The sequence below is a fragment of the Arthrobacter sp. R4 genome (assembly GCF_051365025.1).
In the GTDB taxonomy this organism is placed as follows: Bacteria; Actinomycetota; Actinomycetes; order Actinomycetales; family Micrococcaceae; genus Arthrobacter.
This window is the reverse complement of sequence record NZ_JBLWIJ010000010.1, coordinates 234,752-247,604: the sequence shown is the minus strand read 5'-3', so window position 1 is coordinate 247,604 and position 12,853 is coordinate 234,752. Positions and strand designations below refer to the sequence as shown.

General features: G+C 60.6%; 14 protein-coding genes. 3 read left to right on the top strand and 11 right to left on the bottom strand.

Annotated elements, in window-relative coordinates:
- Positions 1 to 27: 27 nt before the first annotated feature.
- Positions 28 to 279 (bottom strand): helix-turn-helix domain-containing protein, encoded by a 252-nt coding sequence (locus tag ACLKOZ_RS06985; RefSeq protein ID WP_436473858.1) that lies wholly within the window; start codon positions 277 to 279, stop codon positions 28 to 30.
- A gap of 575 nt (positions 280 to 854) precedes the next feature.
- Between ACLKOZ_RS06985 and ACLKOZ_RS06980 the strand changes: the two genes are divergently transcribed.
- A complete protein-coding gene (locus ACLKOZ_RS06980) occupies positions 855 to 2,009 on the top strand; it encodes a hypothetical protein (RefSeq protein ID WP_436473856.1) in 1,155 nt (384 codons plus the stop codon).
- A 183-nt stretch (positions 2,010 to 2,192) separates the two neighbouring features.
- On the opposite strand, the gene ACLKOZ_RS06975 is transcribed toward ACLKOZ_RS06980, so the two are convergent.
- The 5 genes from ACLKOZ_RS06975 to trxA (ACLKOZ_RS06955) form a co-directional block, all read right to left on the bottom strand.
- Complete coding sequence (locus ACLKOZ_RS06975; RefSeq protein WP_436473854.1) at positions 2,193 to 2,570, bottom strand: GrpB family protein; 378 nt, start codon at positions 2,568 to 2,570, stop codon at positions 2,193 to 2,195.
- A gap of 339 nt (positions 2,571 to 2,909) precedes the next feature.
- Positions 2,910 to 4,142 carry an MFS transporter gene (locus tag ACLKOZ_RS06970; protein ID WP_436473852.1) on the bottom strand — a complete coding sequence of 411 codons (1,233 nt, stop codon included), beginning with the start codon at positions 4,140 to 4,142 and terminating at the stop codon, positions 2,910 to 2,912.
- Positions 4,143 to 4,422: 280 nt separating this feature from the next.
- Positions 4,423 to 4,791 (bottom strand): thioredoxin, encoded by a 369-nt coding sequence (gene trxA, locus ACLKOZ_RS06965; RefSeq protein WP_436473850.1) that lies wholly within the window; start codon positions 4,789 to 4,791, stop codon positions 4,423 to 4,425.
- Between the two features lie 48 nt (positions 4,792 to 4,839).
- Positions 4,840 to 5,409, bottom strand: coding sequence for an OsmC family protein (locus tag ACLKOZ_RS06960; protein WP_436473848.1), 570 nt, complete (start codon positions 5,407 to 5,409; stop codon positions 4,840 to 4,842).
- Between the two features lie 267 nt (positions 5,410 to 5,676).
- A complete protein-coding gene (gene trxA, locus ACLKOZ_RS06955; protein WP_436473846.1) occupies positions 5,677 to 6,012 on the bottom strand; it encodes a thioredoxin in 336 nt (111 codons plus the stop codon).
- Positions 6,013 to 6,229: 217 nt separating this feature from the next.
- Here trxA (ACLKOZ_RS06955) and ACLKOZ_RS06950 point away from each other — a divergent pair, with 217 nt between their 5' ends.
- A complete protein-coding gene (locus tag ACLKOZ_RS06950) occupies positions 6,230 to 6,826 on the top strand; it encodes a TetR/AcrR family transcriptional regulator (protein ID WP_436473844.1) in 597 nt (198 codons plus the stop codon).
- A 98-nt stretch (positions 6,827 to 6,924) separates the two neighbouring features.
- Here the strand turns inward: ACLKOZ_RS06950 and ACLKOZ_RS06945 are convergent, their stop codons facing one another.
- The 5 genes from ACLKOZ_RS06945 to ACLKOZ_RS06925 form a co-directional block, all read right to left on the bottom strand.
- Positions 6,925 to 7,488 carry an OsmC family protein gene (locus ACLKOZ_RS06945; RefSeq protein WP_436473842.1) on the bottom strand — a complete coding sequence of 188 codons (564 nt, stop codon included), beginning with the start codon at positions 7,486 to 7,488 and terminating at the stop codon, positions 6,925 to 6,927.
- A 211-nt stretch (positions 7,489 to 7,699) separates the two neighbouring features.
- A complete protein-coding gene (locus ACLKOZ_RS06940; protein ID WP_436473840.1) occupies positions 7,700 to 8,446 on the bottom strand; it encodes a helix-turn-helix transcriptional regulator in 747 nt (248 codons plus the stop codon).
- A gap of 159 nt (positions 8,447 to 8,605) precedes the next feature.
- The gene (locus ACLKOZ_RS06935) at positions 8,606 to 8,821 is read right to left on the bottom strand and encodes a hypothetical protein (protein WP_436473838.1); all 216 of its coding nucleotides are present in this window, start codon (positions 8,819 to 8,821) and stop codon (positions 8,606 to 8,608) included.
- 96 nt (positions 8,822 to 8,917) lie between these two features.
- A complete protein-coding gene (locus tag ACLKOZ_RS06930; protein WP_436473836.1) occupies positions 8,918 to 10,114 on the bottom strand; it encodes a MalY/PatB family protein in 1,197 nt (398 codons plus the stop codon).
- Between the two features lie 38 nt (positions 10,115 to 10,152).
- The gene (locus ACLKOZ_RS06925) at positions 10,153 to 10,569 is read right to left on the bottom strand and encodes a RidA family protein (RefSeq protein WP_436473834.1); all 417 of its coding nucleotides are present in this window, start codon (positions 10,567 to 10,569) and stop codon (positions 10,153 to 10,155) included.
- A gap of 483 nt (positions 10,570 to 11,052) precedes the next feature.
- Here ACLKOZ_RS06925 and ACLKOZ_RS06920 point away from each other — a divergent pair, with 483 nt between their 5' ends.
- A complete protein-coding gene (locus ACLKOZ_RS06920; RefSeq protein WP_436473832.1) occupies positions 11,053 to 12,549 on the top strand; it encodes an amino acid permease in 1,497 nt (498 codons plus the stop codon).
- Positions 12,550 to 12,853 lie beyond the last annotated feature (304 nt).

The window sequence follows — 12,853 nt, the reverse complement described above, 5'->3', positions numbered from 1 at the left end:
AAGGACAGCTCGGCGAGAGTTCAGCCATCAGTCTTCTTCGGTCCGCATCTCATCAAGCTCGCCAGCCGCAATTCGTTCTGCCGTTTTCCTGTATGCGTTGTCGATGTACTTCTGCAGATCATCGGCCCCGATCCGCCAGATGTTCCTTCCGCCCAACTGAAAGCCACGCAGTTCGCCGCTCTTCAGCAGCCCGCGCACCAGGGGTTGGCCGATGTTCAGTTCCGTCGCTACCTGATCGATGGTCAGGAAACGCGGAGACGGCTTGTTCTCTTCGGACATGGATCCATCGTATGTGTCCATACGTCCCGGTACTGGAGCCTGGAACTGCAGTATGTGGATAACCGCGCCTGTCATCGTCTGATCGCGATCGGCGACTTCCTGTCGGTGCCGCCCGCAAATCGTAATTGTGTCATTCAGCACATCAGACCCTTCCTTTTGCGTTGGGGACGGTGGGTCCCATACACCGGCTAGGCTAGGCCGTTTCAGGCACCACAAACGAGTGTCAATGACGACCACCAAGATCATCCATTGCCGGCCAGTTCCGGCCGACCTAGAGATCTTTTTATTCCTCTTGATCCGCGCGAAGCCTCCTGAGTCCCCCATTCCGGGGCTTCGCCGTTTCTGGCCCTAAGTCCGTGCCGGAAGCTGTTGGCTACTATGGGGCCATGCAACCTGATGAGCCCCTTGAATCCAGGGAACAGAAAAACCCTGCAGACCAGGCTGACGCTCGTCTGGATGATGGGGACCCTACTGTGGGACGAAGGCTACTCGCCCTGATGGCTTCCTCGCAGACCTGGGTCCACCGGCGCGTAGAATCGCTCAGATTAGATGCAGAGGGGCAGACCAGGTGGCATGTGTCTGTCGACATGACATTGCCCGAGGATAACGCGATCGCTGCGGGCAGAGGCCAGGTCGTTGTGCCGATTGCATTCATGAACAAGGGAACGCTTCGCAGGCTGGATGTGGAGTATGGCGGCAAGTCCGTTACCGTGCTCGGAAAAAAACTCAACTCGGAATACGCCCTAGCGATGCTGGCGGCCGCGATACCTCCCGAATTGCCCCTTGACGACGGCCAGCGTGCGGCTGCCCTTGAAGTTCTGCAAAGGGTGGTGGAATGCTCGACGGTCCAGGCAGGTCAAGCTGTAGAAGCCTTTGACGAATGGTATGCCCAGGCGCGGCGTGCTGCTGGGATGGACAACAAGTTAGCGGACGACCAGGACGAATTCGGTCCTTTTGTGCGCTCGTTGTCCCAACACTTCTTGTTTCTTGTTGTCCTGGACGAAGAAGTAGAGTCGAAAAGAGTCCTGCTGAAGTACTCTTGGGATCACGAACCGCCGAACGTCACGGATAAAGGGAAGAAGTGCGTATCCTTTTCGCATGAACTGGCTGATTTTGGCTTCGCGGCCAGTCACCACGTCGAGGTGGAGGTACCTCACGGTCTAGCCGTCCGTTCCCTTGAAGTAGCGGAGTTTTATCCAGATGGCTTCACCTCCCTTCCTGTGCAGGATGTACCCGAGCACACACGGAGTGTCGCACATGCCGCGATTGCGCCGTCTCACCGTTTCGCCCGCGGGGGCTTCAAGGTCAAAGTAGAGCCCGTAAAGGCTGGCATATTTGCGTTCACGCGTGTCGCTGTACTTGCGGTTGTTGCATGTGTAGTCCTGGCCCAGTTCATCAGGGCCTTCGATTCGTTCTTTCTGCTGGACGTCAGATGGATTCCCTCCCCTTCGTCTTCAATTATTTTGGTGGGACCAGCCCTGTTGGTGTCCTGGATGAGCCGTCGTACAGAACACAGTCTGCTCACTGTTCTACTCAAGCCTCTGCGGAAGGCGCTGCTCTACTGCTCCATCGCCTTACTACTCATGGCGGCACTGGCGGCAATTCCCTTCACGCCCGCAATCTGGTGGATCCTGTGGTTTATTGTCATGTTTTTCGCTTGCTGGGCCGCCCTGACATATGCGAAGTTCAGCAAGAAGCGAGCTGACACTCTCGACTCAAAGAAGTCATGAAAGAGTCAGTGCGTGCGGCTATCATGCACATAAGAGAAAGGTGGTGCATATGGGCATTCCTCAACGCCGTCGGCGCAAACCAGAGGAACGGCCAACGAACCCCCCTGCCAATAGAGTCTCGGTTGCCGATTTTCTTCGAGCGGACTTCGTCATCCCCTCGTCGGGCGGGTCGATGGCGGATAGTTATTCAGGCTCAAAGATAGAGGCTGATAGGGTTGTTGACCGCTTCGTAGGCGCTGCTTCCAAACCGAAATAGGCGATCCTTAGGCGAACTAGCGCCGAATGTAAACCATGACTACCCGCAACCGCACCCCAGGGAGTTTCCCCGGGGGCGCGGTGTTTTAATGCCATGGTTCCCCTAAGCGGCCGGAGCCTGTCGCATCCTCCACTCGGCGAGGCAGTCCCGACTCCATGCCGGATCGGACACTCATGAGCCCTCGCCGCGAGGTCGATAATCCGTTTTGCCGTCAAGCCCAGCACCGCAGTCCTCCCGATATGCTCGATAACGACGATCCGGACGGTGAGCGCGTTGAGGACGCGAGCCGCCTCACGCTCCGTCATTTGTCGTCGACGGGCAGCGCGAGAGTCTCGCCACGCTCGAGGACCTGGACTGCGTCTCGTGCGACCAGTTCGATTGCCAGTCACAACTCGCTGACCAGCAGCCAACCCCTACACGGTCGACGGGCTGACTCAGACGAGAAACACCCTGGCGAGGTCCTCCATCACATGCAGCAAGGACGTCGCCGGGCTCATTCCCTCACGCCTGCCACGGCCTGACATGAAGGCACCAACGTTACTAATGAGATGGGTCGTTACCGTGTCCAAAAGACCCCGCACTTTCCCTACACTGCCGCACCAGCAGTCCTTGACAGGCCCCTTTCTGCTTCCGACCGATTCGAGCTAGGTGGGTGTTGCTACGGGCATTTCCTTGAGTTGGGATTCAGCTTTGGCCAGCTTGCGCATCGCCAAGACGCCGGTGAGCGGGCCGGGAACCAACAGCACGAAGGCGTACTGCCATCCAAAGATCCCGGCGAGCAGTGGCACGAGCTGGATGGTGACTACTGTCAGGAGGAAGCCGATCGCGGTCTGGGTTGTGAGCGCCGTCCCGATGTATCGCGGATCGGCGTTTTCACTCAGGGATGTTGAGAAGACACCGGAATCGGCGATGACTGCCGCTCCCCAGATGAGAAGGAAGACGAGCATAGGCATGCCCTCGGCCCAAAACATCACAGGAGAAAGGAAACAGCACGTCCCGCTGACGGCCAGGGCGACGGCGGCGGACTTGGGCCGTCCCCATCGATCCGCGGCCCATCCTCCCAACATGGCCCCGGCGACCCCGCCTAAACCCATAGAGACGAAGACTGTGAGCCCTGTTTCGAGCGTCCCGTCGCGTCCGGCAGCCTGACCGGCCAGCAAATACATCGGCAGCCAGGTCCAGAGTGCGTAGAGTTCCCACATGTGCCCGAAATATCCGATATTGGCCAGCCGGGGACGCTGCTCCTTGAACATGACCAGGGCATAGCGGGGGTTCGGACTTGCACTGCTTTTTTCTGCGAACGGTCCCGGCCGAATGGCCAGGACTGCTGTCAGGCTGCCGGTCACGGCAAGGGCAGCGGCTAACGCCATAACGTCCCGCCATGGAAGATCGTCCAAGCTGCTGATCAGGTGCGGTGCGGCTGATCCCAGTGTGAGGGCTCCAATCAGGATCCCGAAGGCCCTTCCACGGAGCGCAGGCGAAGACCAGGAGGCCATCAGCTTCATACCCACGGGATACACGCCGGCCAAAAAGACTCCTGTCAGGAACCTGAACCCGATGGCCGGACCCAGATTGTCCACGAAGGCTGCCAGGGCACCGGTCGTGAGGGCCGCCCCGGCGGCACTGACACCAAGCAGGATCTGTGGCCGGAACCTGTCAGCCAGGCCCAGGAACGTAGAGGTGATCGCACCGGCAACGAAGCCAATCTGCACCGACGCTGTCAGCCAGACTCCGGCCGCGGCGCTGATGTTCCATTCCTGCTGCAGGGCCGGGCCCACTGCCGAGGCGGAGAACCAGACAGCGAGGCCCAAGATCTGCACCAGGGCGATCAGGGCCTGCTGCCGGCTCCCCCGCTTGGATGTCTGATGGTTACCCACTGCCGCCTCCCCTCTCTCTCATGAAGACCGTTCGAATGTTAATTGATAAGGGTTGAGCAGGTTCGGCCGGAGGCATTCACCCGATGGGGCATTCCGTGACGGACATTTCCTGAGGGTTGCTTTCACGGCCACCCGGTTCTTCCTCCTGCAGTGTGGTCCGCCAGCGGGTACTCCAGGTCGCTGCTATCGCCCGGTCATCGAAGCCGACGCGTTGCCGGCCGATGCTGGCGGCTCGGCCGGCAACACGCAGGCGGCTCCTATTGCCCAGCCTGCAGGGCGGTCAGAGCTGGGCCGGTGAAGCCGCGAGTTTGGCGTGGACTTCGGCCATGTCCAGCGCGCCGATGGCCTCAACGATGTTGCCCAGCTGGGGTTCACTGAGGACCCCTGAATGGGAGAACACAAGGACGTTCTCGCGGAAGCCCATGATGGTTGGGATTGAAGAGATCTTCAAGGCTGCTGAGAGTTCCCGTTCGGATTCTGTGTCGACCTTCACAAAAGCCACGTCGTCATGCTTTTCCGAGACCTTCTCAAAGATCGGGCCGAATTGGCGGCAGGGTCCGCACCAAGCGGCCCAAAAATCAACGAGAACAATATCGTTGCCCTCGATTGTCGCGGTGAACTGTTCTCCGGTGATGTTGGTTGTCGCCATGATGTTCCTTCCGTTGAATATGCAGGCCCGGGTCGGTCACGGCCGGTCTTAGCCGAGGCGGGTGATGACTGGGACCGGGTTCGCCAGAGTGTCGCGGATCGGCGAGGTCGCTTCGAGCGCGCCGATCAGGTCTTCAAGGTCCTCGCGGGACGTGTTGGGGCTGTCGATTTGGACGTCCACGGTGATCTGCTGGGCACCCTTGCGGACGCTGTCGTCAATTCCAAGGAAACCGCTCAGATCGATGTCGAAGCCCAGGGTCAACGCGACGTGCTTCAACGGGATGTTCCTGCCTGCAGCCAGGGACGCCAGGGTGACCATGTAGCAGCCAGCGAGGGCTTTGAGGATGTATTCAGCGGGGCTGACGGCTGTGTCGGTTCCCAGCAGGGAGACCGGTTCGTCGCTGTGCAGCGTGAACTTGCCGCGGCGCGATTCGTCGGCGACGCCTGCCTGGGTCAGGGGTCCGGTGACGGTCTCGGCGGTCAGGCCGCCTGCAGACTCGCTGAGCATACTGAAGCTGACCTTGCCAAGCTCACGCTGCCCTGTGACGGCTGCCACTGTCGCTTCGATGGCCGCGAGGTCGGCAAAAGCCTCTGTGCTCAGGGTATTCATTTCGGTCATGGTGTTTCCTTTCATTGGTTTGTTGATGCGGCCGATCAGGGCCTTCCACAGCTGAAGCGCGTTGCGGGTCAGCCTCTCGAGGAACGCCTTCTGAGGAGAAAGATTCCTGGTAGCGCGACAAGGGAGATGCCTCGTCGCGGGTGGTGCCTCAGGTCCTCGCACCCTTGGGCCAGAACCGTTGGTATTCGGGCGGAGCCTGGAAAACTCCACCCGCAGCGTGGGTGTGTGCTGCTGCGGCCTTCACGTGTGCTCCAATGCAGTACGCAATCAGTTGCGCGCTGCCCCCAGGTAGGGGGCGAGGCGGTCTTCAAATGCTTCTTTCGGCATGGCACCAAGGAACGAACCGACGACGTCACCGTTGTTGAATACCCGGAAGGCGGGGATTGAGGTGACGCCATACTTTTGGGCGAGCTCGGGGTTCTCGTCAACGTTCACTTTAATGACGTCGACTTTCCCGGCCTGTTCCTTGGCCAGGTCATCGAGTGCGGGCCCAACTGCACGGCACGGCGGGCACCACGGGGCCCAGAAATCCACCAGGACCGGCAGGTCGTTCTGGAGGACGTCGGCTTGGAATGCGGAAGTGGTTGTTGAGCGTGCAGACATGGGTTCCTCTTTCGTTTGTTGGTTAAGACATGGGTTTGCGGGCCCAGGTTTGGCATCAGCCCCACTGGGATGAGGGTCATGCGTCGCTGGGCAAACGAGCTCCGGAAGGATCCATCATCGATTATGTAGTGATCACTATAGAACCCATAGGATATACTGTAGCGGTCACTACAGAAAAAGCAAACCGCTGAGTTGGCGGAAATCAGGAGGGTGTGGCATGCCGGGAGGCCGTAAGCGCGGATTCGATGATCAGGCGGCCCTCCAGGCAGCCATGGAGCTGTTTTGGCGTCAGGGATACGAGGGCACTTCCATTGCCGACCTGACACAGGCGCTCGGCATTAATCCACCGAGCCTGTACGCCGCCTTCGGCAGCAAGCGGGAACTGTTCGAAAAGACGCTGGACCGATACATGTGCGAACGCACCGTCCAGCTTGAGGACGCCATGTCCAAGCCGACTGCCCACGAGGCGGTGCTGAACCTTCTGACGGGAAGAGTTGAAGTATTCACTGCCCCCGGTCAGCCCTTCGGCTGCATGACAATCCAGGCAGGACTGGCCTCCGGAGAACCTCACCACGAAATAGTCAAACTCCTGGCAGCCGCTCGTGAGCGGATGAGGAGGACCGTGCTGGATCGCTTCGAAAAGGCCCTCACCGACGGCGATCTGCCGGCCGGCACTGACTGCACCGCCCTGGCGCGGTACGTCATGTCCGCAATTTACGGATTGAGTGTTGAAGCGGCCTCCGGGGCCCCCAAGGAGGAACTCATCGCCGCTGCAATCCTCGCCGCCCAGGTGGTACCGAGAGCCCGGATGTAGTCAGGGCATCACCACCATCAAACCAGACGGCCCTGCCACTGAGTGTGGCGGGGCCGTCCAGTTATTATGTCGGCCGGCGGTTGCCAGCGCTGATGGTGCTAGTTGAGTGTGGTGGTGACATTGACGGGGTTGGCAATTGTGTCGCGGATTGGCGAGGTCGCCTCCAGTGCCTTTACGAGGTTTTGGAGTTCTTCTCGTGGGGTGCCGGGGCTTTCGAGTTCGACGTTGACCGTGATGTGTTCTGCGCCCTTTCGGACGGATTCGTCGATGCCGAGGAATCCACTCAGGTCGATATCGAATCCGAGGGTAAGGCGGATCTGTTCGAGCGTGATGTTGCGGGCTGCGGCGAGTGAGGCGAGGGTAACGATGTAGCAGCCGGCAAGTCCTTTGAGAATGTATTCAGCCGGGCTGACGGCAGTGTCTGTGCCTAGTAGTGAGATGGGCTCGTCACTGTGCAGCGTGTACTTTCCACGTCGTGAGTCGTCCGGCACGCCTGCCTGCAGCAGCGGTCCTGTTTCGGTCTTCGCTGTCAGACCGCCTGCGGACTCGCTGTTCATGGTAAAAGTGACGCGGCCGAGTTCACGCTGGGCGGTGACGGCTTCGACGGTTGCCTCGATAGCAGCGAGGTCGGCGAACGGCTTGGTGGTGGTGACGGTGTTCATTTTTTCTCCTTTTGTTTGTTTTGACGGTTGTTCAGGGAAGGTTATTGATCCAAGCCCCGACGATTTGCCCTCATGGCTTGCTTGGGGCCCGTGTGACGCTCCAGTGCCTCATTTTGGGCATGAAGGGGTAGGGAATTGTTCATCAATGGTGATCCGGCGATGATGAAGGCTTGAGCTCCAGGAATCAGGTAACGCTGGCTTCTGTCGAGGTTTAGGCTGTCTCTTCGACTTCTCCGCCGAGCTCGTTGAGGTAGTTGTAAATGGTAAACCGGGTGACTCCGAGCGCGACGGCCGCAGTCTCGGCAGCCTGCTTTACGAGGAAGAATCCACGACGTTCGAGCTCCGCCACGACCTGCACTTTGTGTTCCTTGCGCATTTGTTCAACGGGGACCCCAATGGCGGCGATCGCTGCCTCGACGAGCTTGGAGCTGAGTTCTTCCACGCTGTGCGGGAAGTACTCGCTCCCCTGGGGGCCGACCGATGTCGCTCTGTGCGAGGTAGGCGGCGCGAGCATGGAGTTCCCGTCGTGGCCGAGAACGAAGCGGTCCAAGGCCGAGCGGAGCGTGACCCAGGCCGACACGTCGGCGTTCAGACACAGGGCTGCGGCGGCCCGGCCTCCCTTGTCGATGTAAATGATCGTCGTGCTCTGGAGGATTCTCCCGTCGGGCAGCTGCGAGCGGTAGCCGATCTCATGGGAGAAGTCACCGGCTGCGACGCGTTCGAGCAGTTTGTCGGTAGGCGGGTCACCGATCTGGCGGCGGGTGACGTCTCCGGCGATAGCACGGACGGTGTTGGGGATTCGCTGCAGGTCATGCAGGACGACCTCGGTGGGCTGCGGCACCGCGGCCTGAAGGGGTGCCACCAGGAGCTCGAGGACCAGGTTGATGGACTCGGCGTCCATGCCGTGCAGCGCGTCCGGGGACGGGGCTGTTGATTCGACCGAATCAAATTGGGTCATTGCTGCAGTCCTTCCGATTAGTAGGCGATCCGGATTTCCGAAACCCCGTGAATTGTGCCTTTTGTTGAAGCGTATCCGCTATCGCCGGTGATCCATCGCCAGGCAAGTCTTTTCTTCTTCAACATGCTGTTGCAGTGCAAGGATTATGCTGGTTCTCCCTTACTGTGACTCCCACTGGTAGTTGAGCCAAACTTCGAAGCCGTCGGTCCGCTGGAACATTGCCCGCGGCTCCAATCCGCCGCCGGCGATCCAGAGAATCGAGTCGTCCAGGGTGACTGCGTCGACGATGCCTTCGCGCACGATGATGCCTCCGCGGCGCATCTGGACTCTTTGGCCGATGACAGGATGCCAGGTGTGGTGGATACGCAGGGCCATCGTGTTCTCCGTGGTCGGCGGGGATATGCAGCCAGCAGCCTGGACGCCGGGCGGGTTATTGCTAGACCCCTTGGGCGTGGGCCGATGAAGTCTGGTTCAATCGGTGTGGGCGGCTCGGCCCATCCGGGTGATGGCTTCGGTGAGGTTGGCTTGGGAAGTGGCAAAGTTGAGGCGGACATGTCCAGCGCCGCCCGTTCCGAAGACATGGCCTGAGCTCAGAGCGACCTTCGCCTTGTCGAGGAACATCCTGGCCGGCCCGGCAAGGTCGGCAACGGTGGCGAGGCCTTCGGGGCTGCCTGTCGCATCGAGGGCGAGGTGGCTGCAGTCCAGCCAGGCCAGGTATGTCCCCTCGGGAGGGGTGTACCCGACGCCGGGAAGATGTTCGGCGAGCAGCTTTCCGAGGAGAGTCCTGTTGGCGTTGAGGCCTAGGAGGAGAGCGTCCAGCCATTCTTCACCATCGCGGAACGCGGCGGTCTGGGCGATGATCCCGAGGTGGCTCGGTCCGTGGCTGACCTCTTCGGGCATGCGGTCCAGATCATCGGCCGCGTCGGGTCCGGCGATTGCGAGTGCGGCCTTGAGGCCGGCGAGGTTCCAGGCCTTTGACGCGGAGGTGAGCGCGAACGCGTTCTCGGCCCCGGGCACGCTGAGATATGGGGTGAATTTTGCTCCGGGAAGGACGAGCGGGGCGTGGATCTCGTCCGAGACGACCCGAACCCCGTAGTTGCGGGCGAGGGCCGCGACGGCTGCGAGTTCTTCAGGGCTGTGGACTACGCCGGTCGGGTTGTGTGGATCGCTGATCAGGTACGCGGCATTGCGTCCCTGCGACAGTGCGTGTTTGAAAGCTTCCTCGAGGGTGCCGAGGTCGATCCGGAGATCTTGTCCTAGCGGCGCTTCAATGATCCTGCGTGAATCATGGGTGATGAAGGCGTAAAAGGGCGCATAGACCGGTGAGTTGACGACAACGGCGTCTCCTGGATCTGTGATCAGGCGCAGGATTTCGACGACGCCCATCATCACGTCGGGCACGATGGCGGTGCGCTCGACTGCCAGCCCGTCCCAGCCCCAGCGCCGGGAAGCGAACGCACTTATCGCCTCCGCGAACTCCGTCCCAGCCGGGTATCCGGTGTCTCCGGCGTCGATGGCCTGGTGCAGCGCTTCCGAGACCGGCGGCGCGAGCCGGACGTCCATCTCAGCAACCCAGAGAGGCAGCACGTCGGAGGGATGAGTGCGCCATTTCATGCTGGTGCGCTGGCGGAGCTGTTCGAGGGAGAGCTCCTCAAGCGGGTTCCCCATTGTCGTGGAGCTGCGGGGTTGACTCTGGTCGGCTGCCCTTAACACTGGACAGTCATTTCAATCTCGACACATGCACCCAGCGGCAGCGAGGCTACTCCCATTGCCAACCGCGCATGGTGCCCTTTTTCTCCAAGAACATCGAGGGCGTGTTGGGACGCACCGTCGACCACGGCGGGCGCATCGACGAATCCTTCCCCCGCTGAGACGTACCCTCCGATCCGGACGATACCCTTGACCGCATCCAACGACCCGAGTTCGTCGCGGACGACATCCAGACAACGGCTGGCAGCGAGCACAGCAGCCTCACGCGCCTGCTCGACTGTAACTTCCTGGCCCACGCGACCGGGATAGAGCAACCCACCCTCTCCGATAGGGAGTTGGCCGGAGACAAAGAGTAGATCCCCCACCCGGACCGCGCGTTCATAGAGCGGTGTGGACGTAACAGACTCAACCATGAGAAACCTTCCAGACGATCAGGAGACGGACGCGGCACAGTAGGTACGCCACGTCGATCCACCTTCAAGAGTATTCAACATACAGTGTGGATGAAGCGGAACTTTCAACAATTGTTACACATTTCGTTTACATGCGCTAGACCGGATTTCATCGCATAGGCCCCGCCATATCGCGAGTTCCTGAGCCGCGCGCCACGAGTCAGCAAAATCTATCCAACAAAACGTTGATCTTTTGATGTGACTTGCGGCATACTCTCAACTGTGATTTGAATCTCCGATAGTCGGGGGTTCAGGTCTTTCCATCTCAGTCGTTCTGCTCATCACCGCTGACCGCGGGCGCGTCCAGAACGGCAAATCGCCTCAAATGCCTGGAAGTCCGTAAAGGGCGGGACATCCGTCCGGGCGCGGACCCCGACTCCGGCGGTTACGCCGCAGGTCATCAGGCCTCGGAATTCGAGCTTCATCTCCTTAGGAAGGCTTCCCATGTCGATTCAGCCACCCGTCACAGACTCCGGGCACGCACACGCACCCGACCAAGTCCTGCACGCCGAGGATGCCGGCTACCAGAAAGGACTTAAATCCCGACAAATCCAGATGATCGCCATCGGGGGCGCGATCGGCACCGGCCTATTCCTCGGCGCAGGTGGCCGCCTTGCCGCAGCCGGGCCATCACTCTTCGTCGCCTACGCGATCTGCGGAGCGTTCGCCTTCCTGATCCTGCGCGCCCTCGGCGAACTCGTACTGCACCGGGCATCGTCGGGCTCGTTCGTCTCCTACGCCCGAGAATTCTTCGGAGAGAAGGCAGCGTTCACCGTGGGATGGTTCTACTGGCTGGTTTGGGCCGCGACGACGATCGCCGACACGACCGCTGCCGCCCTCTACATGAGCTTCTTCGGCAGGTACGTCCTCTGGATCGCCGCGGTCCCGCAATGGGGCTGGGCCCTCATCGCCCTGGTGCTCGTCCTCGCCCTCAACCTTGTCTCCGTCAAGGTCTTCGGCGAGATGGAATTCTGGTTCGCCCTCATCAAGGTCGCCGCACTGGTCATTTTCCTCCTCGTGGGCATCTATTTCGTCCTCTTCGGCACCCCTACCGGTGACCCGGTCGGCTTCCAGCTCATCTCCGACCACGGCGGAATCTTCCCGAACGGCATCATGCCGATGATCCTGCTCATGTCGGGAATCATCTTCGCCTACGGCTCAATCGAACTCGTCGGCACCGCCGCCGGCGAAACGGAGAACCCTGAAAAGGTCATGCCGAAGGCGATCAACGCCGTCATCGCCCGCATCGCGGTCTTCTACGTCGGATCCGTCGTCTTGCTCTCACTGCTGCTGCCCTACACCGCATACGAAAAGGGCGTGAGCCCGTTCGTGACGTTCTTCAGCTCAATCGGCATCAATGGCATCGACTCCATCATGAACCTCGTCGTGCTTACAGCCGCCCTGTCTTCGCTCAACGCCGGGCTCTACTCCACCGGACGAATCCTACGCTCGATGGCCACCGCAGGCTCAGCGCCGAAATTCGCGCTCCGAATGAACAAGGCCGGCGTCCCCTACGGCGGCATTGCCATCACCGCAGCAGTCTCCTTCCTCGGCATCCCGCTGAACTACATCGTCCCCGGCGACGCGTTCGAGATCGTTCTCAACATCGCGGCCGTTGGCATCATCGTCGCGTGGGGCGCGATCGTCCTGTGCCAAATCCAGTTTCAGCGGTGGAGCAAGAAAGGCTGGACCCAACGTCCCTCGTTCCGCATGCCCGGAGCCCCGTTTACCGGCTATCTAACCATTGCCTTCCTCGCCGTGGTTCTTGTCATGATCCTTATCGAATCCCCGTTGACCATGGTCGTAACCGCAATCGCGGTCGCGCTCATGATCGCCGGCTGGTACGCATGCCGCGGGCGGATCCGCGAGATCGCCGCTGCACGCGACGGCCACACTGGAGCGGCACCCATCGTCACCCACGCGACAGCCCGGCAACCGTAAGATACCCGCACAACGGAGCGGACGACCATGACCCGGCAGTGGTCGTCCGCCCCGTCCCGATCGCTCTGCTGTTCGCCCCTCACATCAGAGCTGCGGGAGTGAGCCGATGAGTTCCGCGGACACCGCCGTGCACGGACCGATTTTGGTTGTTTCGACACTCCAAGTGCCCGAATGCGGTAGACATCACTCCCTATCAGCGCAGGTCAGCGTGTAAACGCACTGGTGGATGAGGGACGCAGACAGCCCCATGTGGACGCATCAGCGTCTGTTTGACGAACGGTCAGCTCGCAACGGCAACGATGGC